The following is a 24,670-nucleotide window of genomic DNA, read 5'->3' as shown; positions in this document are numbered from 1 at the left end:
TGGGTCGCTGGCTGCCCGACGGCACGATCGAGTACCTCGGCCGCAACGACGACCAGGTGAAACTGCGCGGTTTCCGTATCGAACTCGGGGAGATCCAGGCGCGGCTGTCGGCCTGCGCAGGCGTTCACAATGCATTGGTCATGCTGCGTGAGGACAGTCCGGGCGAGCAACGTCTGGTGGCTTATCTCGTGGGCGATCGGGTGCCTGCTGCCGCGAACCTGCGTATCGCTTTGGCACAGACGCTACCGGCGCACATGGTGCCGTCGGCATTCGTGGCGCTGGCTTCGTTCCCGCTGACGCCAAACGGCAAGCTGGATCGCAAGGCGTTACCGGCACCGGGCGCGAACGCCGTGATTGCCCATGCGTACGAGGCGCCGCAGAGCGACGTGGAGCACACGATCGCAGGTATCTGGCAGGATTTGCTGAACGTGGAGCGGGTTGGCCGGCACGACCACTTCTTCGAACTGGGTGGTCATTCCCTGCTGGCAGTGAGCCTGATCGGCCGTATGCGCGAGGCCGGGCTGCATGCCGATCTGCAGGTGCTGTTCAGTCAGCCGGTGCTATCGGTACTGGCAGCAGCAGTAGTCAGCAGGACCGACGTCACGGTCCCCGTGAACCGCGTTCCCGCCGGTTGCGAGCGGATTACGCCCGATATGCTGCCGCTCGTCGCACTGGATCAGCAGGACATCGACTGCATCGTTGCCACCGTACCGGGCGGAGCACGGAATGTGCAGGATGTCTACCCGCTGGCACCGTCGCAGGAAGGGTTTCTTTATCATCACGTGTCGGCGGAAACGGGCGATCCGTATGTCTTGCAGGCGCTCTTCGGATTCGAGAGCAGCGAACGGCTGGAGGCATTCATCAACGCGTTGCAAGGCGTGGTTGCTCGTCACGATATCCTGAGAACCAGCGTGGTATGGCAAGGATTGAACGAGCCGGTGCAGGTGGTATGGCGCGACGCGTCGCTGGCGATCGAGTCACTTGTACTAGCGCCAGCCGCAGGAGATGTCGTTAGCCAGTTGCGCGCCCGTTTCGACTCGCGGCGTTACTGGATGGATCTCGAGCAGGCACCGCTGCTGCGCCTCGCGTTCGCGCACGATGCCGCTGGCCGGCGCTGGGTCGCCATCCTGCTGTTCCACCATATCGCGTTGGATCATGCGGCGCTGGATCTCGTGCGCCATGAAATGCAGGCTCATCTGCTCGGCGAGGCTGAGCAATTGCAGCGTGCGGTGCCGTATCGCAACTACGTGGCGCAATCCAGGTTCGGTATCAGCCGCGAGGATCACGAAACGTTTTTCCGCAGCATGCTGGGTGACGTGGACGAAGCGACCTTGCCGTTTGGCTTGCGCGACATGCGGGGCAACGGCTATGTCGACAAGGTAAAGCAACGGGTAGATGCGGCAACGGGGCAACGCTTGCGGGCGCTGGCCCGGCAACTCGGCATAAGCGTCGCAGCACTTCATCACCTTGCATGGGCACGCGTGACGGGCACGCTCTCGGGCAGCGAGGATGTCGTGTTCGGCACCGTTCTGATAGGTCGCACCCACGGTGAAGCGATCGATGGCGCGCTGGGTATGTTCATCAACACGCTGCCGCTGCGGATAGACGCAGGTGCACTGGATGTGCGTGCCGGTGTCGAAGCCACGCATACGCGGCTGACGGCCCTGCTGGGGCACGCCGATGCCTCGCTGGCGCTCGCACAGCGTTGTAGCGGGGTGGCCGCACCGATGCCTTTATTCAGTGCTTTGCTGAACTACCGACACAGCGAGGTCGCGCCCGAAACCCCGCAGAAACGGACCGCCTGGCGCGGCATCGAAATGCTAGATAGCGAGGAGCATTCGAACTATCCGCTGAGCCTCGATGTGGATGACCTGGGTGACGGCTTCGCCCTGACCGTGCAGGTGACGGGAGGGATTAGCGCGCAGCGTATTTGTGCCTATATGCATACCGCGCTCGAAAGCCTGGCGAATGCACTCGAGCACGCGCCGCACACGCCGGTGTGCGAGCTCGACGTGCTGCCGCAGGCGGAACGCGAACTGCTGCTGACCACATGGAACTGCACCGAAGCGCCTTATCCCGTCGACCTGCTGATCCATCAGCTGTTCGAGCAACAGGCAAGGCGCACGCCCGACGCCATCGCCGTGCTGGCCGAAAGCGGAACGCTGAGCTATGCCGAACTCAACCGCCAGGCCAATCGCCTCGCCCATCGCCTGATTGCACGGGGTGCCCGGCCCGACGAACGGGTAGCGATCTGCATGGACCGCGGACCGGATATGATCGTCGCGCTGTTGGGCGTGCTCAAGGCCGGCGCCGCTTATGTACCGATCGATCCCGCCTATCCGGCCGAACGGCTCGGCGAAATTCTCGCAGACGCCGAACCCCTGTTGCTGATCAGCGACGATGTCGGGCGACGGGCCCTAGGCGAAGCCGCCACCCACATCGCCGGCGTGGATCTGGACAACGTGCCGCTGCCCGGTTTGTCGGACGGCAATCCCGATCCGCAGCAGCTCGGTCTGGCATCCAGTCACCTGACCTACGTGATCTACACCTCGGGATCCACCGGCAAGCCCAAGGGCGTGATGATCGAACATCGCACCCTGGTCGCCTCAACTGTCGCGCGCCATGCCGTCTATCCGCCGGCAGCGGAGCGTCGCTTCATGCTGCTGTCCTCGATCGCGTTCGACAGCTCGGTGGCCGGAATCTTCGGCACGCTGACCTCCGGCGGCTCGCTCTACCTGGCCACGCACGACGCCGTGCGGGACCCGCAGGCGATCGTCGCAGCGATCGAGCGCCGACATATCACCTGCCTGCTCTGCGTGGCTTCGCTGGCACGCCTGGTACTGGCCGAGCTCGCGACGCATGGGCACAGCAGTCTGCGCGAAGTGATCGTGGCTGGCGAGGCGTGCCCGCCCGCGCTGGTGCAGGAGGCTGCCGCCGCCGAGCCGCCCGTTGCGCTGTACAACGAGTACGGTCCCACCGAAGCGACCGTATGGGCCACCGTGCATCGCTGCCTGCCGGGTGACGATCTACCGGTGCCGATCGGCCGGCCGGTGCAGAACACGCGCCTCTATCTGCTCGACCCGCTCGGCCAGCCCGTGCCGCTGGGTGCGGCTGGCGAGCTATACATCGGCGGTGCCGGCGTGGCGCGCGGCTACCTCAACCGGCCCGACCTGAGCGCGGCGTCGTTCTTGCACGATCCTTTCGATCCGCGACCCGGTGCGCGCATGTACCGCACCGGCGACCTGGCCTGCTATCGCGCCGACGGCGTGCTGGACTTCCTTGGTCGCAACGACCAGCAGATCAAGATCCGCGGCTTCCGCATCGAACCGGGCGAAATCGAAGCCCGGCTCGGCGAGCATTCGCGGGTGCGCGAAGCGGTGGTGCTGGCTCGCGAGGATGCGCCAGGACAGAAGCGCCTCGTGGCCTACGTCACCTTGTTGCGCGGTGAAGCGGAGTCGGGTATCGCGATCGAGCTGCGTGCGCACCTCGAAGACCGTCTGCCCGAGTATATGCTGCCGGCTGCCTACGTAGTACTGGATGCGTTGCCACTCGGCCCGGCCGGCAAGCTCAATCGGCGGGCACTACCGGTGCCCGACGGCGACGCTCACGCGCGCCGGCACTACGAAGCGCCGCAGGGCGAAATCGAACGGACCCTGGCCGCGCTGTGGTCGGAACTGCTCGGTGTCAAGCGGGTCGGTCGTCACGACAGCTTCTTCGACCTGGGCGGCCATTCGCTACTGGCGATGCGCCTGATTTCGCAGATCCGTCAGAGGATGGGTGCGGAGGCGACGCTCGCGATGTTGTTCGCCCACTCGAGCCTGGAAGAACTCGCGCAAGCGGTGTCGAATGCGAGCCGCGACGTGTGGTCGAACATTGAGCCGCTGCAACGGCGTGCCCCACCGCCATTGTCGTTCGCGCAGCAGCGTCTATGGTTTCTGGCACAGATGGACGGCACGAGCGCCGCGTATCACCAGTCGGCCGGACTTCGGCTGACCGGAGAACTCGACCGCGCGGCGCTGCAAGGGGCGTTGGACCGGATCGTAGCCCGCCACGAGGTATTGCGCACCACATTCGGCGCCGCATCGAACCAGCGCGTCGACGACGACGTCGTCCAGCGCATTGCGTCCGCAGATCCCGGCTTCGCGCTGCGTATCGTCGATCTGGAAGGCCATGCCGACGCCGAGCGTGAACTCGATACGCTGGCAGCGGGGGAAGCGGCCGATCCATTCGACTTGGCAGAAGGCCCCTTGATCCGCGGTCAGCTTGTCCGGCTCGGCATACGCGAGCATGTGTTGCTGCTGACGATGCACCACATCGTGTCGGATGGCTGGTCGGTGGGGGTGTTGATGCGCGAATTGAGCACGCTTTACGAGTCGTATCGACAGGGAAAGAGCGACCCGTTGCCGCCTCTGCCGATCCAGTATGCGGACTACGCCGTGTGGCAGCGCCGATGGTTGAGCGGCGCGCCGCTGCAAACCCAGGGCGATTACTGGAAACGCGCGTTAGCGGGGGCGCCGGATCTGCTGATGTTGCCTGCCGATCGACCGCGGCCGGCGCAGGAGGATCACGCCGGAGCCGCGATCGATGTCGTGTTCGACGCCGGATTGACCGCCCAGCTCAAAGCGCTCGGGCAACGGCACGGGACGACTCTGCACATGACGCTTCTGGCAGGCTGGGCGGCGGTGCTTTGCCGCCTGTCGGGGCAGGACGAAGTGGTGATCGGCAGCCCCGTCGCGAATCGTACGCGCGCCGAGGTGGAGGACCTCGTCGGCTTCTTCGTCAATACGTTGGCATTGCGCGTGGCGGTGCCGGCGCAGAGGACCGTGCGCGAACTGCTGGCCGCGGTCAAGAGAGACACGCTGGGTGCGCAGATGCATCAGGACCTGCCGTTCGAGCAGGTCGTGGAAATGGTGAAGCCGCTGCGCAGCCTGTCGCACAGCCCGGTGTTTCAGGTGATGTTTGCGTGGCAGAACACCGACCCGACGGATCTGGCATTGAGTCATCTGGTGGTCGAGCGACTCCAGCGGAAAACACGCATGGCCAAGTTCGATCTCACGCTGGACTTGACCGAGGTCGATGGACAGTTGTCCGGAACGCTGGAGTACGCGACGGCACTGTTCGATCCGGCGACGGTGCGGCGGCAGCTTGCCTGTTTCGAGCGCATGTTGCGGGCCATGGCGGCCGACGACGACATTGCGGTGGATCGCATCGGGCTGCTGGGCGACGGCGAACGCCGGCAACTGCTGGAGGACTTCAACGCGACCGAAGTCGACCGTTCGCGAGAGCAGGCGGCTCATGCGCTGTTCGAAGCGCAAGCGCAGCGCACCCCTGATGCATTGGCGCTGGTGTGCGAAGACGAGCGTGTGAGTTATCGGGAACTCAACGTGCGGGCGAACCGGCTTGCGCATCATCTGCGCACGCTGGGCGTTCGTGCGGATCAGCGCGTAGCGATCTGCATGCCGCGTGGTATCGGCATGGTGGTCGGCACACTCGCGATACTCAAGGCCGGGGGGGCCTATGTGCCGCTGGATCCCGCTTATCCGGACGAGCGGCTGTCTTACATGCTGCAAGACAGCGCACCCCGCGTCCTGCTCACCGGCGGTGGCGCGGGTACCGGCCTGCAGGCGCCGGTCGTGCTGGACATCGACGGCGACGCGGTGGCCTGGGCACAGGCACGGGAGCACAACCCCGACCCGGCCGTGCAGGGGCTGTCGTCGGCGCATCTGGCCTATGTGATCTACACCTCCGGTTCGACCGGCCAGCCCAAAGGCGTCATGATCGAGCATCGCGGGCTCAGTCATTACCTCGCATGGGCAATCGGTCACTACGCGGGGGCGGAGAAAATCGACTCGATCGTCTCGTCGCCGCTCGCTTTCGACGCAACGGTGACCAGCATTTATCTGCCGTTGCTGACCGGCGGCCATGCGATCCTGCTGCGCGACGGCGACGAACTGGCCGGACTGGCGACACGGGTGCGCGAAGCCGCGACGCCGCTGCTCGTAAAAATCACGCCAGCCCATTTGCGCTCGCTGGGTGAGCAGTTACAGATCGACGGCGCTGTTCGTGCCGGACACCTATTCGTGATCGGCGGCGAGGCGCTACCGACATCGACGGTTGCGCTATGGCGCGCACTCAGTCCATCGGCACGACTGGTCAACGAATATGGCCCGACCGAAACCGTGGTCGGCTGCGTGACCTACGAGGCATCCGCGTCGATTATCGAAGTCGACCAGAGCCCGATCGGCCGGCCGATCGACAACACCCGGATTTACATCCTGGACGCCTACGGAGCACCGGTGCCGATCGGCGTGAAGGGCGAACTGTACATCGGCGGAGTGGGCGTCGCGCGTGGTTACCTGAACCGTCCCGAACAGACCTCGGCGAGATTCATGCGCGACCCGTTCGTGGCAGACCGTGACGCGCGGATGTATCGCACCGGCGATCTGGGTCGATGGCAAGCCGACGGTAATCTCGACTACCTGGGCCGCAACGACGATCAGGTAAAGATCCGCGGTTATCGCATCGAACTGGGCGAGATCGAGGCAAAGCTCGCAGCGTGCGACGGTGTTCGCGAAGCGGCGGTGATCGCCCGCGAGGATGTGCCGGGCGAGAAGCGTCTGGTTGCGTATTACGTCGGCGCAACGCGCAGGGCCGAGGATCTGCACGCGCAATTGCGGGTCGACTTGCCCGATTACATGGTACCGGCGGTCTACGTCTGCCTTGTGGCGCTGCCGTTGACAGCCAACGGCAAGCTCGACCGCAAGGCACTCCCTGCACCGGAGATCGACGCGTTCATCGCGCGCGACTACGAACCTCCGCGTGGCGATGTCGAACTGGTCATGGCCGACATCTGGCAGGCGTTGCTGGGCGTCGAACGCGTAGGTCGGCGCGATCATTTCTTCGACCTTGGGGGGCATTCGCTGCTGGCGGTGCGGCTGGTGTCGCAGATGCGGGAACGCCTTGGTGTCGAGCTGGACCTGGTTGCGCCGTTTGCGCATCCGGAGCTGGCGATGCTCGCGCGCGTAGTGGAGCAGGCCACGCGCAGCGATCAGCCGGCGTTGGAACGCGTGTCGAGAGAATCGAACCTGCCGCTGTCGTTCGCACAGCAGCGGCTGTGGTTCCTGGCGCAGATGGATGGCGCAGACACGGCGTATCACATACCGGCCGGACTGCGCCTGCGTGGCGAACTGTCGGTGGATGCGTTGCAGCGCGCGCTGGACCGGATCGTCGCACGTCATGAAGTGTTGCGGACCTGCTTCGTGAGCGACGGCGGGGAAGCGGTACAGCATATCGGTCCGGAGGACATGGGCTTTACGTTGCGCCAGCACGATCTGACGAAGTCTGCGGATGCACCAAAGGCGTTGGCCGTGCTGGCGCAAGAGGAAGCGCGGACGCTCTTCGACCTGGAGCAGGGCCCGTTGATACGCGGCCGGCTGATGCGGCTGGACGAGCACGATCATGTGTTGCTGGTGACGATGCATCACATCGTGTCGGATGGCTGGTCGACCGGTGTGCTGGTGCGCGAACTAGGCGCGTTGTACGCCGCATATCGTACGGGTGAAGCGGACCCGTTGCCGGCATTGCCGCTGCAGTATGCCGACTATGCGGCCTGGCAGCGACGCTGGCTGACCGGCGACGTACTGCGCAAGCATGAAGCCTACTGGCGCGACACGCTGGCCGGTGCGCCGGCGCTACTGACGTTGCCGACGGACCGGCCGCGTCCGGCACAGCAGAGTCATGCCGGTGCCGTGATCGACGTCACGCTAGACGCCGAACTGACGACGAGGCTAAAAGCACTGAGCCGGCACCACGGCACAACGGTATTCATGACACTGCTGGCAGGCTGGGCCGTGGTGTTGAGCCGGCTGTCGGGTCAGGATGACGTGGTGATTGGCGCACCGGTGGCGAATCGCACCCGCGCGGAGGTCGACGGGCTGATCGGCTTCTTCGTGAATACTCTGGCGCTACGGGTCACGCTGGACGATGCCCCGACGGTCGAGGCCCTGCTGGCGCGAGTGAAGACGCTGACGCTGGGTGCGCAGGCGCATCAAGACCTGCCGTTCGAGCGCGCGGTGGAGATCGTCAAGCCAGAGCGGAACCTCTCGCACAGCCCGCTGTTCCAGGCGGCGCTGGTGTGGCAGAACAACGAAGCACTGGAGCTGTCGCTCGCGGGACTGGCCCTGGAGGTCATGGGATCGTCGAGCGATACGGCGAAGTTCGATCTCTCGCTGAGTCTCGCCGAAGTGGGCGAAGGCATCGCGGGTTCGCTGGAATATGCAACTGCGTTGTTCGATGCCACGACGATACGGCGTTACGCGGGGTATTTCGAGCGCGTGCTGCGGGCCATGGTGGCAAACGCGGCCATCGAGGTCACGCGCATCGATCTGCTGGACGAAGCCGAACGCCACGATCTGCTGATCGATCGCAACGCCACCAGCACGGCGGATCCGCAGGACGAACTGCTGCATCAACTGTTCGAGCATCAGGCTGCCGCACAACCGGATGCCGTGGCAGTAATCGCAGCCGGCCAGCAGCTTTGCTACGGCGAGTTGAACCGCAGGGCGAACCGGCTCGCACACCGCCTGCTCGAGCACGGCGTGCGCCCCGACGACCGCGTGGCACTTTGCACCGAACGCAGTGTGGACATGCTGGTGGGCTGGCTGGGCATCCTCAAGGCGGGTGCCTGCTATGTGCCGCTGGATCCCGATGCGCCGTCGGACCGCCTGGCCTACATGATGGATGACTCCGAGGCAGTGGCACTCGTGTCGCAACGCGCGTTGCGCTCGCGGCTGGCGGTGCAGAATCTGCCGGTGCTGTGGCTGGATGAGCAGGCAAACGACCATGCAAGCGGCGAGGCAGAACCGTCATCCGCCAATCCCGACGCACGCGCACTGGGTCTGACCGCACGCCACCTTGCCTATGTGATCTACACCTCCGGTTCGACCGGCCAGCCCAAGGGCGTCATGATCGAACATCGCTCGATTGTGAACTTCTGGCGCGTGATGCGCCAGACCACTCATAGGCACTGCGCACGAGGCGCGGCAATCGCGTTGAATGCGGCGTACACCTTCGATATGTCGATGAAGGGCTTGACTCAATTGCTCAGCGGCCATCGGCTGGTGCTATTGCCGCAGGCTATCCGCGCCGACGGCGCCGCGTTGCTGGATTTTCTCGCACTGCACGCGATTGATACCTTCGACAGCACACCCTCGCAACTGGATATTCTGCTGTCAGCAGGCTTGCTGGAGCGCCAGGATTACCGTCCGGCGGCCGTGCTGCTGGGTGGCGAGCCGCTGAATGCAGGTGTCTGGGCGCGGTTGGGCGACGCGACGGCGATCCGTTTCTACAACATGTACGGTCCCACCGAGTGTACGGTGGACGCGACGATCGGGCTCGTCAGCGAACTTGGCGCAATCCCCAGCATCGGCCGGGGGATTGCGAACACCCGTATCTATCTGCTCGATGCTCATGGCCAACCGGTGCTGACCGGCAGCGTGGGAGAGCTGTACCTAGGCGGCGTGCAACTCGCACGCGGCTATCTAAACCGGCCGGATCTGACCGCCGAGCGCTTCGTGCGCGATCCCTTCAGCGGTGAAGCCGATGCGCGCATGTATCGCACGGGCGATCTGGGGCGCTATTTGCCGGATGGAACGCTCGAATACCTGGGACGCAACGACGGGCAGGTCAAGATCCGCGGTTTCCGCGTCGAGCTGGGCGAGATAGAGGCCAGACTGCGAGCTTGCGCAGGCGTTCGCGAAGCAGCAGTGATAACGCGAGCCGATGATCCGCGTCACGACGGCAGCGCGCGTCTGGTTGCTTACCTGACCGCGCGAGCCAGAGCATCGCTGGTGCCAGCAGAGTTGCGCGCGCAACTGTCGGGCATGCTGGCCGACTACATGATTCCGACGGCTTTCGTGATATTGGACCGTCTACCGTTGACAGCCAACGGCAAGCTCGACCGTAAGGCACTCCCTGCACCGGAGATCGACGCGTTCATCGCGCGCGACTACGAACCTCCGCGTGGCGATGTCGAACTGGTCATGGCCGACATCTGGCAGGCGTTGCTGGGCGTCGAACGCGTAGGTCGGCGCGATCATTTCTTCGACCTTGGGGGGCATTCGCTGCTGGCGGTGCGGCTGGTGTCGCAGATGCGGGAACGCCTTGGTGTCGAGCTGGACCTGGTTGCGCCGTTTGCGCATCCGGAGCTGGCGATGCTCGCGCGCGTAGTGGAGCAGGCCACGCGCAGCGATCAGCCGGCGTTGGAACGCGTGTCGAGAGAATCGAACCTGCCGCTGTCGTTCGCACAGCAGCGGCTGTGGTTCCTGGCGCAGATGGATGGCGCAGACACGGCGTATCACATACCGGCCGGACTGCGCCTGCGTGGCGAACTGTCGGTGGATGCGTTGCAGCGCGCGCTGGACCGGATCGTCGCACGTCATGAAGTGTTGCGGACCTGCTTCGTGAGCGACGGCGGGGAAGCGGTACAGCATATCGGTCCGGAGGACATGGGCTTTACGTTGCGCCAGCACGATCTGACGAAGTCTGCGGATGCACCAAAGGCGTTGGCCGTGCTGGCGCAAGAGGAAGCGCGGACGCTCTTCGACCTGGAGCAGGGCCCGTTGATACGCGGCCGGCTGATGCGGCTGGACGAGCACGATCATGTGTTGCTGGTGACGATGCATCACATCGTGTCGGATGGCTGGTCGACCGGTGTGCTGGTGCGCGAACTAGGCGCGTTGTACGCCGCATATCGTACGGGTGAAGCGGACCCGTTGCCGGCATTGCCGCTGCAGTATGCCGACTATGCGGCCTGGCAGCGACGCTGGCTGACCGGCGACGTACTGCGCAAGCATGAAGCCTACTGGCGCGACACGCTGGCCGGTGCGCCGGCGCTACTGACGTTGCCGACGGACCGGCCGCGTCCGGCACAGCAGAGTCATGCCGGTGCCGTGATCGACGTCACGCTAGACGCCGAACTGACGACGAGGCTAAAAGCACTGAGCCGGCACCACGGCACAACGGTATTCATGACACTGCTGGCAGGCTGGGCCGTGGTGTTGAGCCGGCTGTCGGGTCAGGATGACGTGGTGATTGGCGCACCGGTGGCGAATCGCACCCGCGCGGAGGTCGACGGGCTGATCGGCTTCTTCGTGAATACTCTGGCGCTACGGGTCACGCTGGACGATGCCCCGACGGTCGAGGCCCTGCTGGCGCGAGTGAAGACGCTGACGCTGGGTGCGCAGGCGCATCAAGACCTGCCGTTCGAGCGCGCGGTGGAGATCGTCAAGCCAGAGCGGAACCTCTCGCACAGCCCGCTGTTCCAGGCGGCGCTGGTGTGGCAGAACAACGAAGCACTGGAGCTGTCGCTCGCGGGACTGGCCCTGGAGGTCATGGGATCGTCGAGCGATACGGCGAAGTTCGATCTCTCGCTGAGTCTCGCCGAAGTGGGCGAAGGCATCGCGGGTTCGCTGGAATATGCAACTGCGTTGTTCGATGCCACGACGATACGGCGTTACGCGGGGTATTTCGAGCGCGTGCTGCGGGCCATGGTGGCAAACGCGGCCATCGAGGTCACGCGTATCGACCTGCTGGACGAAGCTGAACGCCGCGATCTGCTCATCGATCGCAACGCTACCGGGATGGCTGACTCGCGCGGTCGAACCGTCCATGCGTTGTTCGAATCTCAAGTGGAAGCACGACCCGATGCGATTGCCGTGACAGCCGGCATGGCGCAATTGACCTATCGCGAACTGAATGACAGGGCCAACATACTGGCGCACTACCTGATCGCTCAGGGGCTGAAGCCCGGAGCACATGCGGCGATTCTTCTGGATCGTTCGATCGACCTCGTCGTCAGCCAGCTTGCGATTCTCAAATGCGCAGCGGTCTATGTACCGCTGGATCGCCGTGCGCCGACGGAACGCCTGCACTTCATGTTCGAAGACAGCCATGCGTGGGGCGTGTTGACGTTACGCGACATGGACATCGACGTGCCGTCCCACATGTGCCGCATCGACCTCGACGCGATCGATCCAACGCAACACGCCGCGCACGACGTGGCGTTGCCGCAATCGGCGGAGGCCGCGGCCTACATCATGTACACCTCCGGGTCCACGGGGCAACCCAAGGGCGTGATCGTGCCGCACCGGGGTATCAGTCGCCTGGTGCTGAATAACGGCTACGCGGATTTCAACGCCGCGGACCGTGTGGCGTTCGCGACGAATCCCGCGTTCGATGCCAGCACGCTCGACGTATGGGCACCCTTGCTCAACGGCGGCGCCATCGTCGTGATCGATCAGGAGACCCTGCTGTCGCCGCAGCGGTTCGGTCACGCGTTGCGCAGCCAGCGGGTTTCGGTGCTATGGATGACGGCAGGGCTGTTCCATCAGTATGCGGACGCCCTGATGGAGGTGTTCGGCGAGCTTCGCTATCTGATCGTCGGCGGCGACGTGCTCGATCCCGCCGTGATCGCCCGCGTGCTGCGGGGTGGCGCACCCCGGCATCTGCTCAATGGCTATGGGCCCACCGAAGCCACGACGTTTTCCGCGACGCACGAAATCCGCGACACGATGCCGGGCCGCAGCATTCCGATCGGCAGGCCGATCGGCAACACGCGCATCTATCTGCTCGACGCGCTGGGCCAGCCGGTGCCGACCGGTGTGTCGGGCGAGCTGTACATCGGTGGTGACGGTGTGGCGCTCGGCTATCTGAATCGTCCCGAACTGAGCGCCGAAAAGTTCGTGAAGGATCCGTTCGATGCGCGGCTGGGCGCGCGGCTGTATCGCACGGGCGACCTTGCCCGCTGGTTACCCGACGGCACGCTCGACTATCTCGGACGCAACGACGCCCAGGTCAAGATTCGGGGCTTTCGCATCGAGTTGGGCGAGATCGAGGCGAAGCTCACCGCATGCGCCGGCGTGCGCGAGGCGGTGGTCGTCGCACGTGACGACCCGTCAGGCAGGAAGCACCTGATCGCCTATCTGGTTGCACGCGATGGCGCGGCGCCATCGCCGTCCGCGCTGCGTACGCAACTATCGCGCGAGCTTGCGGAATACATGGTGCCCGAGGCGTTCGTGACGCTCCACGCGCTTCCGCTCACGTCGAACGGCAAGCTCGATCGCCAGGCATTGCCGGCTCCGGATGCCGGCGCGTACGCCAGCCGCCTCTACGAGGCGCCCGTTGGCGACGTGGAAGTCCTGCTCGCGCGGCTATGGGAAGCATTGCTCGCGGTGGAACAGGTCGGCCGTCACGATCACTTCTTTGAACTGGGCGGTCATTCGCTGCTGGCTGTCCGCCTGATAGAGCGGATGCGGGAAGCGGGCCTGTCTGCCGACGTGCGGACGCTGTTCAGTCAGCCGACGCTATCCGCACTGGCAGCTGCCACGGGCGGCGGCAGCGAGATCGTCACCCCGGACAAGCTTATTCCCGCCGGCTGCGAGCGTATTACTCCCGACCTGCTGCCGCTCGCGAGCCTCAGCCAGGACGCCATCGACCTCGTGACAGCCACCGTCCCCGGCGGAGCGGCGAACGTGCAGGACATCTATGCGCTGGTGCCGTTGCAAGAGGGCATTTTCTACCACTACCTGAGTGCGACCCAAGGCGATCCTTATGTGCTGCAGGCGCACTTCGCATTCGATAGCCGCGAGCGGATCGACGCGTTTGCGCGTGCACTGCAAAGCCTGATCGACCGTCACGACATCCTGCGTACCGCAATACTGTGGGAGGGGCTGGACGAGCCGGTGCAGGTGGTCTGGCGCACAGCGCGACTGCGCATCGAGCAGGTGGCGTACGACCCTCACGACCCGCAGGGCGGCGACATCGTCGCGCAGCTGCGTGCGCGTTTCGAGCCGCGCAGCTACCGCCTCGATATCCGCCGGGCTCCGTTGATGCACTTCGTGTGCGCGCAGGACGAGACGAGCGGACGTTGGGCAGGGACCCTGTTTTTCCACCACATCTCGCTCGATCACACGGCACTGGACGTGGTTCGCCATGAAATGCAGGCTCTCCTCGCGGATCAGGCCGACACGCTGCCCGCCGCCGTGCCGTACCGGCACTACGTAGCACAGGCGTTGCTGGGCATCGACCGCGCGCAGCACGAAGTATTTTTCCGCGAGATGCTGGGCGATGTGGACGAGCCGACGCTGCCGTTCGGGTTACAGGATGTACAGGGCGACGGTTGCGGGATTGCCGAAACCCGGCAGCCGGTGGATGCCGATCTTGGCCACCGTCTGCGCGCGCAGGCGCGACGGCTCGGTGTGAGTGCGGCGAGCCTGCACCACCTGGCATGGGCACGGGTGCTCGGCGCCACCTCGGGACGCGACGATGTCGTGTTCGGCACCGTGCTGCTCGGTCGGATGCACGGCGGCAAGGGGGCGGACCGCGCGCTAGGCATGTTCATCAACACGTTGCCGTTGCGCGTGCAACTCGGTGCGCAGGACGTGCGCTCCGGCATCAAGGCCGTACATGCGCAGCTAACGGAACTGCTGGTGCACGAACACGCCTCACTCGCATTGGCGCAGCGTTGCAGCGCTGTCGCCGCGCCGTTGCCGCTGTTCAGCGCGTTGATGAACTATCGGCACAGTGCGCAGCAAACGGTATCGCACGAAGCGCAGCAGGCGTGGAATGGTATCGAGACGCTGGATAGCGAGGAGCGCAACAACTATCCGCTGACCTTGAACGTCGACGACCTCGAGGAGGGATTCAGCCTGAAAGTTCAGGCAGTGACGCAGATCGACACGGAGCGCGTATGCGCCTACATGCATGCGGCGCTGGAAAGTCTCGTCGAGGCACTGGAGCGTGCCTCGCGAGGGGAGGACACCGCGCTGCACGATCTGTCGGTCTTGCCGCCCGCCGAGCGTCGGAACCTTCTGCTGGACGCCAACGTCACGGCCCCCCCCGCTGCGCGGGGCGAGACGATCCATGCCCTGTTCGAAGCACGAGCGGAACGTACGCCGGCGGCCGTGGCGGTGATGTGCGGCGACGAGCAACTGAGCTATGGCCAACTGAACGAGCGCGCCAACCAGGTGGCGCATCGCCTGATCGCACAGGGTGTGCAGCCCGACGACCGGGTCGCGATCTGCGCTGAGCGCAGCGTGGACATGTTGGTAGGCCTGCTCGGCATCCTGAAGTCGGGCGCAGCCTATGTGCCGCTCGACCCGACCTATCCGCCCGAGCGGCTGGCTTACCTGCTGGGCGACAGTGCACCGGTGGCGGTGCTGGCGCAGGCCGGCACGCAGGCCCTGCCGGGCGCGATCGCGATGCCGGTCATCGACCTTATCGAGGATGAGCTGCGGGGCTTTCCCGTGACCAATCCGCGGGTGACGAAGTTGACTTCGTCGCACCTGGCTTATGTGATCTATACATCGGGTTCGACGGGGCAGCCCAAGGGCGTGATGGTCGAGCACCGTAACGTCACGCGGTTGTTCGCGTCGACCGCCGCGTGGTTCCATTTCGAGGAGACGGATATCTGGGCGCTGTTCCACTCGTTTGCGTTCGATTTCTCGGTGTGGGAAATCTGGGGTGCGCTGCTGCATGGCGGCAAGTTACTGGTGGTGCCGCACTGGATCAGCCGTGCGCCGCAGGATTTTTATGCCTTGTTGTGCGAGGCCGGCGTCACGGTCCTCAACCAGACGCCGAGCGCTTTCCGTCAATTGATCGCCGCACAGGGCGACGCCGGCAAACCGCATGCATTGCGGCAGGTGATCTTCGGCGGCGAAACGCTGGATGTAGAGATGCTCAAGCCCTGGCATGCGCGCGCCGGCAATGCCGGAACGTGCCTCGTCAACATGTACGGGATCACCGAGACGACCGTCCACGCGACGTACCACGCGTTGAGCGCGGCAGCCACGCAGCGCTCGGGCGCGAGTCCGATCGGCCGGCGCATTCCGGACCTCAGGATCTACCTGCTCGATGCATACGCGCAACCGGTGCCGATCGGTGTTGCCGGCGAAATCTACATCGGTGGCGCGGGCGTGGCGCGTGGCTATCTGAACCGGCCGGAGCTGACACGGCAGCGTTTTCTGGTCGACCCATTCGCCGAAGAACCCGATGCGCGGATGTACCGATCGGGCGACATGGGCCGCCGACTGCCGGACGGGACAATCGACTTCCTGGGCCGCAACGACGACCAGGTAAAGATCCGCGGTTTCCGCATCGAGCTGGGCGAGATTGCCGCCAAGCTCGTGGCTTGCGACGGCGTGCGTGACGCCGTGGTGATTGCCCGCGAGGATGAGCACGGGAAACGACTTGTGGCGTACCTGCTGGCACGAGACGACACGATGCCCGAGGCCTTGCAACTGCGCCAGGCATTGGCGCGGGAGCTGCCGGATTACATGGTGCCGGCGGCTTTCGTGCAACTGGCGTCCTATCCATTGACGCCGAACGGCAAGCTGGATCGCAAGGCGCTTCCGGCTCCCGGCCTCGCCGCCATGATCTCGCGCGGCTACGAGGCGCCGCAGGGCGACGTCGAAGAAACGCTGGCGCGATTGTGGGCCGAAGTCCTCAAGGTGGAGCGGGTCGGCCGCCATGACAACTTCTTCGAACTGGGCGGGCACTCGCTACTTGCCGTGCGTCTGATCGAACGCATGCGGCAGCAAGGGCTGTCGACCGGTGTGCGCGCGCTGTTCGGCCAGCCGACGCTTGCGGAACTGGCCGCGGCATTGGGCGGCAGCGCACAGGTAGAGGTGCCGGTCAATCGCATCGCCGTGCACGCCGGGTTCATCACGCCGGACATGTTGCCGCTGGCCGATCTGGATCAGGTACAGATCGACCGCATCGTGACGGCGATACCCGGCGGCCTGGCCAATGTGCAGGACATCTATGCCCTCGCGCCGCTGCAGGAAGGCATTCTGTATCACCACCTAGCCGCAACGGAGGGCGATCCGTATCTTCTGTATGCCATGTTCGGGTTCGCGAGCCGCGCGCGCCTGCAGGATTTCGTGGGGGCGCTGCAGGGCGTCATCGATCGCAACGATATTCTGCGCACGTCCATCGCCTGGGAGGGCCTCGACGCGCCGGTACAGGTCGTCTGGCGCTCGGCGCCGTTGCGCGTGGAATCGGTCGAGCTGCCGCCAGGCAATGTCGCAGAACAGTTGCGCGCGCGTTTCGACCCACGCCATCAGCGGCTGGATATCGGACATGCGCCTTTGATGCGGCTGGTATTCGCCGATGACGCCGCAAACCGGCGTGCGGTGGCGATCTTGCTGTTTCATCACATCGTGATGGATCACACCGCGCTCGAAGTCGTCATGCAGGAGATGCAGGCTCACCTGCGCGGCGAGGAAGACCGGCTGGCCGATGCCGTACCGTATCGCAATCACGTGGCGCAGACGAGGCTCGCCCTCGCACGCGAAGACCACGAGGCGTTCTTTCGCGAGATGCTGGGCGACGTGGACGAGCCGACGCTGCCGTTCGGGCTGCAGGACGTGCAGGGCGATGGCCGTGGCGTCATGCAGGCGAAGCAGGCCGTCGAAGACGGTCTCGGCCGCCGGCTGCGCGCGCAGGCCCGTCAGCTTGGCGTGAGTGTCGCGGCATTGCATCACCTGGCCTGGGCGCAGGTACTGGGCCGCATCTCGGGGCGCGAGGACGTCGTGTTCGGCACGGTGCTGATGGGCCGGATGCAGGGCGGCAAAGGCGCCGATCGGGCGCTCGGCATCTTCATCAATACGTTGCCGATACGCGTGGCGCTCGGCGCGCAGGATGTGCGCGACGGCATCCGTGCCGTGCATGCGTGCCTGACGGCATTGCTCGCACACGAGCACGCCTCGCTCGCGCTGGCGCAACGCTGTAGCGGAGTCGCCTTGCCGAGACCGCTGTTCAGCGCATTGATGAACTACCGGCATGGCACGGGACAGGCTACGGCCGAGGAGGGCTGGGCCGGGATCGAGATACTGGAGAGCGAGGAGCGAAATAACTATCCGCTCGCAATCGCGGTGGACGACTCCGGCGACGCATTCCACCTGACCGTGAAGGCGGTGGACGGCGTCGACGCACGGAGCGTCTGCGCCTATATGCATACCGCGCTGGCAAGTCTTGCCGACGCGTTGTCGGAAGCCTTGCCGGTCTCGATGCGGCAACTGGAAATCCTGCCGCCTGCCGCGCGCAAGCAACTGCTCGAGGTGTTCAATGCGGGCGCCTTGACGGTGGAGGCGGGGGAGGCGGTGCCCGAGGGCACGATCCACGGCCTGTTCGAGGCCCAGGCAAGACGTACGCCGGCGGCGGCGGCCGTGACTTGTGCCGGCGAGACGCTGACCTACGCCGAACTCAACGCCCTGGCCAACCGCATGGCGCATCGCCTGATCGAACTGGGCATCGGGCCGGGCGATCGTGTGGCGCTATGTGCCGAACGCAGCGTGGCGCTGGTAGCGGGACTGCTCGGCATCCTCAAGGCGGGCGCGGCCTACGTGCCGCTGGAGCCGAGTCATCCGCCGGAGCGCCTTGCGTTCCAGCTTGCCGACTGCATGCCATCGGCGCTGGTGGTCCAGGCGGCCGCTCGCGAGCGGCTGGGCGACCTCGCCATACCGGTTCTCGTGCTGGACGCGCTTCGGTCCTGGCCGCCGCACGATAGCGACCCGGTGGTGCCGGCTCTGAGCGCGCGACATCCGGCCTACCTGATCTACACCTCCGGTTCGACAGGACAGGCGAAGGGCGTGGTGGTCGAACATCGCTCGGCGGTGAATTTCTGGCAGGTGATGTCGCGCAGTACGCATCGCGATGTGCCGGCGCATGCCACGGTGGCGTGGAATGCCGCGTTCACCTTCGATATGTCGCTGAAGGGATTGCTGCAATTGCTGAGCGGGCACCATCTGCTGGTGATTCCGCAAGCGATGCGCGCCGACGGCGAGGCGCTGCTCGAGTTCCTCCAATACCATCGGGTCGATGCATTCGACAGCACGCCATCGCAACTGGAAGGCTTGTTGTCGGCCGGCCTGCTGGATCCGCGGCACGATCGGCCGATGAGCGTGCTGCTGGGCGGCGAGGCGATTGGTCTGCCGATGTGGGCGCGCTTGCGCGAGGCACGCGAGCTACGCTTCTTCAACATGTATGGGCCGACCGAATGCACGGTCGATGCGACGATCGGTGCGATCGCTGCACTCGGCGACGCGCCGTGTATCGGACGACCCATCCCGGGCGCGTCCATTTATCTGCTGGATGGCAATGGACAGCTGGTGCCGCCGGGGGTGCCCGGAGAGATTCATATCGGTGGCGTCGGGGTCGCGCGTGGCTACTGGAACCGTGCTGAACTGACCGCCGAGCGTTTCGTCGACGATCCATTCGCCGCGGCAGCAGGAGGGCGCATGTATCGAACCGGCGATCTCGGCCGCTGGCGGATAGACGGTTCGCTCGAGTATCTCGGTCGCAACGACCTACAGGTCAAGATACGCGGCTACCGTGTGGAGTTGGGCGAGATCGAGGCGAAGCTGACGGCGTACGCGGGCGTGCGCGAGGCGATGGTCATCGTGCGCGAGGAACCGATCGGCAGCCCGCAACTGGTGGCGTACTACACCGGTGTTCGCCGGGAAGCCGAAGCGTTGCGCGGCCAGTTGCAGACAAGCCTGCCCGACTACATGTTGCCGGCAGCCTACGTGTGGCTCGCGGCACTGCCTCTGACCAGCAACGGCAAGCGCGATATGGGGGCGCTGCCGGCGCCGGCCACCGATGCCTATGTCAGCCAGGTGTACGAGGCGCCGCAAGGCGAACTGGAGATCGCTCTCGCCGCGATCTGGTCGCAGGTGCTGAAGGTCGAACAGGTTGGCCGGCATGACGATTTCTTTGAACTGGGCGGCCATTCGCTGCTGGCGATGACCCTGATCGAGCGGATGCGCCAGGCCGGGATGACGGCGAGCATCAGCATGCTCTTCGGACAGTCGACGCTGACGGCACTGGCGCGCGCGATCGCTGATTCCAGCACGACGCCGGCCGAAGTGGCCGTGCCGCCGAATTTCATTCCAGACGACTGTGAGCGCATCACGCCCGACATGCTGCCGCTGGTCGCACTGGACCAGGCTGCGATCGACCAGCTGGTCGCAACCGTGCCCGGCGGCGCATCCCAGGTGCAAGACATCTATCCGCTGGCGCCGCTGCAGGAAGGTATCCTGTATCACCATGCATCGGCTGCACAAGGCGATCCGTACCTGCAACACATCCTGCTCGCGATGCACGACCGGACGACGCTCGAGGCTTTCGCGAGCGCTCTGCAGCAGGTAATCGCGCGACATGACATCCTGCGTACGGCGATCGTATGGGAAGGCGTAGAGACACCGATGCAGGTCGTGTGGCGCACCGCGCCGATGCCGGTCGAGGATATCTTGCTGGATGTGACCGACGTGCCGGTTGCCGAACAACTGTTGCAACGCTTCGATCCACGCCGTACACGACTGGATTTGCACGAAGCACCGATGCTGAGGATGGCCTGTGCGGAAGATGTGGCGCACTCGCGCTGGATCGTCATGCTGCGCTTCCATCACCTGGTGCTGGACCACGTAACCCTGAAAATCCTGCAGCAGGAGATCGAGGCGTATCTGGCAGGTACGGCGGCAGCATTGCCAGTGCCGATACCATACCGCACTTACGTCACCCAGGCGGTGCGAGGACCCGGCGCGGCGGCACACGAGGCGTTTTTCCGGGACATGCTAAGTGACGTGGACGAGCCGACGCTGCCCTACGGTCTGCGCGATGTACAGGGCGACGGTGGCGGTATCCGCGAAGTCCAGCAGGAACTGGATACGGCGTTGAGCCAGCGCCTGCGCAATCAGGCGAAGCGGCTGGGCGTAAGCGCCGCCAGCGTGCACCATCTTGCCTGGGCACGCGTGCTGGGCGTCTTGTCGGGACGCGAAGACGTCGTCTTCGGCACGGTGCTGATCGGCCGGATGCAGGGCGGCAAAGGCGCCGACCGGGCTCTGGGTATGTTCATCAATACCTTGCCGCTGCGCGTGAGGCTCGGCGCGCTGGACGTGCATGGCGGTGTCAGGAGCGTGCACACGCAACTGATGGCGTTGCTGTCGCACGAACATGCCTCGCTGGCGCTGGCGCAGCGCTGCAGCGGGGTAGCCGCGCCGCTGCCGTTGTTCAGCGCGCTGATGAACTATCGGCATAGTGTGCCGTCGCAGACGGACGGCGAATCCGGGGAAGGGTGGCAAGGCATCGATTCGCTCGGCGGGGAAGAGCGGACCAACTATCCGTTGTGTATCAGCGTCGATGACCTCGGGGAAGACTTCAGACTGACCGTGCAGGCGGTTGCACAGGTCGACGCGCGCCTTGTCTGTGCGTATATGCAGACAGTGCTAGCGAATCTGACCGTGGCCATGGAGCGATGGAGCGATACGCAGTTGCACAGCCTCGCGCTATTGCCGCCGCCCGAGCGGCAGCGTGTGCTGGTGGATTTCAACGCGACAGACGCGGCCTACCCACGCACGCTCCCCGTGCATGCGTTGTTTGAAGCGAGGGCCGAAGCGCAGCCCGATGCGATTGCCGTGACGCACGATGCACGGCACCTGACCTACCGCGAACTCAACGTCAGGGCCAATCGCCTCGCGCGTCATCTGATCGCCCTTGGCCTGCAGCCGGGTGCGCGCGTCGCGACCTTGCTGGATCGATCGATCGATCTCGTCGTCGGCCAGCTCGCGATCCTCAAATGTACGGCCGTCTACGTGCCGCTCGATCGCCGCGCGCCGACCGAACGCCAGCGCTTCATGCTCAAAGACAGCGAGGCGTGGGCCGTGCTGACATTGCATGGCAGCGGTAGCGATGCGATTCCCGCGAGTGCGCGCCGCATCGACCTCGACACCCTCGTACTGACGGAACATGCCGCGCACGATCTGGCATTGCCGCAATCGGGCGAGGCAGCGGCTTACGTCATGTACACCTCCGGGTCTACCGGGCAACCGAAGGGGGTGCTCGTGCCGCACCGGGGTATCAGTCGTCTGGTGCTCAATAACGGCTATGCGGACTTTAATGCCGACGATCGCGTGGCCTTCTCGACCAACCCTTCGTTCGATCCGAGCACGCTCGGTGTGTGGGTGCCATTGCTCAACGGTGGCCGTATCGTCGTGATCGATCAGGAGACGCTGCTGTCGCCGGAACGGTTCCGCCGCGCATTACACGATCAGCGGGTAACCGTGTTGTGTACGGTGACAGGGTTGTTCCACGAGTATGCGGACAGCCTGCTCGATGTCTTCAGGAACCTTCGCTACCTGGTCGTGGGGGGAGATGTACTCGCCCCATCCGTGATCAGTCGTGTGCTGCAAGACGGCGCACCGCAACATCTGCTCAACGGCTATGGGCCGACCGAAGCAACGACCCTCGCTGCTACCCATGAGATCCGCGAGATCGTGCCGGGCCGGAGCATCCCGATCGGCAGGCCGATCGGCAACACACGCATCTATCTGCTCGATGCGCTGGGCCAGCCCGTACCGGTCGGAGTGCCAGGCGAGCTGTACATCGGCGGTGACGGCGTGGCGCTCGGTTATCTGAATCGTCCCGAACTGACCGCCGAAAAGTTCGTGGCGGATCCGTTCGACGCACGGCCGGGTGCGCGACTCTATCGCACGGGCGACCTAGGCTGCTGGCTGCCCGACGGCACGATCGACTATCTCGGACGCAACGACGCTCAGGTGAAGATTCGGGGTTTTCGCATCGAGCTGGGCGAGATCGAGATGCAGCTGAAGCAAACCGAAGCGGTGAAAGACGTCGTTGTGCTGGCGCGCGAGGACCGGCCCGGCGAGAAACGTCTGGTGGCATACTACACGCTACATGCGCCCGATAGCGCGCCGGAGGCGGCCATGCTGCGCACTCATCTCGAGTCGCGGTTGCCGGAATACATGGTGCCAACAGCCTATATCCGGCTAGACGCGTTGCCGTTGACACCGAATGGAAAACTCGATCGAAAGGCATTGCCGGCTCCGGATGCCAATGCGATCGCCACGCGCAGCTACGAAGCGCCGCAGGGCGAGATCGAAAGCGCCATCGCTGAAATCTGGCAACAGCTGCTAGGGGTAACACGGGTTGGGCGTCGTGACGACTTCTTCGATCTGGGCGGCCATTCGTTACTCGCCATGCGTTTGATATCGCGGGTACGCGAACGCCTGAACGTGGCGCTTGGCTTGTCCGATCTGTTTGCCCACCCGATGCTCGGTGAGCTGGCTGCGGTGGTAGCGGGCGCCGCGCGCGAGATGCCCTCGCGGATCGAGCCGCGCGCGGTCGCGCTTGTCGGCGACACACCCATACCGTTGTCTTTCGCGCAGCAGCGCCTGTGGTTCCTCGCGCATATGGAAGGCGCGAGTGCGGCTTATCACATTCCCTTTGGATTGCGTTTGAGCGGCAAGCTCGATCGGGCTGCCTTGCAATGCGCACTAGACCGTATCGTCGCGCGTCACGAGGCACTGCGTACGACCTTCGCGGTGGAAGCCGGCGATCCGGTGCAGCGCATCGGCGATACCGGCACTGGTTTCGCATTGCAATGGCACGACTTCACCGGTGCGGAGAACATACAGGACGCGTTGACCACCCTCGCCAGAGAGGAGGCGAACGCCGCTTTCGATCTGACTCGCGGGCCTTTGATCCGCGGCCGGCTGGTGCGACTGGATGCACGCGAGCACATGTTGCTGGTGACGATGCACCACATCGCCTCGGATGGCTGGTCGATGGATCTGATCAGGCACGAACTCGCTGTGCTCTACAGCGCGTACAGCAAGGGGGGGGCAGACAGCCTGCCCCCGTTGCCGGTGCAGTATGCCGATTACGCGATCTGGCAACGTCGCTGGCTGGGCGGCGAGGTACTACGGGCGCAGCAGGTGTACTGGCAGGAGAGGTTGTCCGGTGCGCCGACCTTGCTGGCCTTGCCGACGGATCGGGCCCGTCCCGCGCAGCAGGATCACGCGGGCGCGACGATCGGCATCGCGTTCGACGCTGCCTTGACTGAAGGCCTGAAGGCGTTGAGCCGACGCCATGGCACGACCTTGTTCATGACGGTGCTGGCCGGCTGGGCGGCGGTGCTCTCGCGCTTATCGGGACAGGACGATGTGGTCATCGGCTCGCCCGTGGCAAACCGCACGCACGCTGAAGTGGAGGCGTTGATCGGCTTTTTTGTCAATACGCTGGCGTTACGTATCGAGATCCCTGCCGGTGCGAATACGGAAGCGCTATTGCGATCGGTGAAGACCTGCGTACTGGATGCGCAGATGCATCAGGATCTGCCGTTCGATCAAGTGGTGGAGATCGTGCAGCCGGCGCGTAGCCTCGCCCACAACCCGGTGTTCCAAGTGATGCTGGCCTGGCAGAGCAACGACGACGTCACACTGGAGTTGCCCGACCTGACGCTTGCAGGCATGAAGATGGAGAACGCCAGCTCGCAGTTCGATCTGGCGTTGAACCTCGCGGAGAAAGATGGCCAGATCACCGGCTCGTTGCGCTACGCCACGGCGTTGTTCGACGCAGCGACGATCGAGCGTCACGGCCGCTATCTGGAGCATATGCTGCGGCACATGTCGGCAGATCCGGACGGTCCGGTGCATCGCGCGCGCATGCAGCCGCCGGCCGAGATCGAGCAGCTGCTCGAGACGTTCAACGCGACCACGAGGGACTATCCAAAGAACGAGACGATCCACGGCCTGTTTGAATCGCAGGTCGTGCGCACGCCGGACGCAGTGGCGCTGGTGTACGAGGGCAGCCAGTT

The 24,670-nt window shown here is 64.9% G+C and carries 1 protein-coding gene; it reads left to right on the top strand.

Annotation, left to right across the window (positions count from 1 at the left end; genetic code table 11):
- Positions 1-24,670 (top strand): non-ribosomal peptide synthase/polyketide synthase (locus tag FB600_RS36170; RefSeq protein ID WP_145758227.1); only part of this gene is annotated, 24,670 nt, incomplete at both ends.

Source organism: Burkholderia sp. SJZ089, assembly GCF_007828315.1.
GTDB lineage: Bacteria > Pseudomonadota > Gammaproteobacteria > Burkholderiales > Burkholderiaceae > Burkholderia > Burkholderia gladioli.
This window is presented reverse-complemented; position numbering and strand designations above follow the sequence as displayed.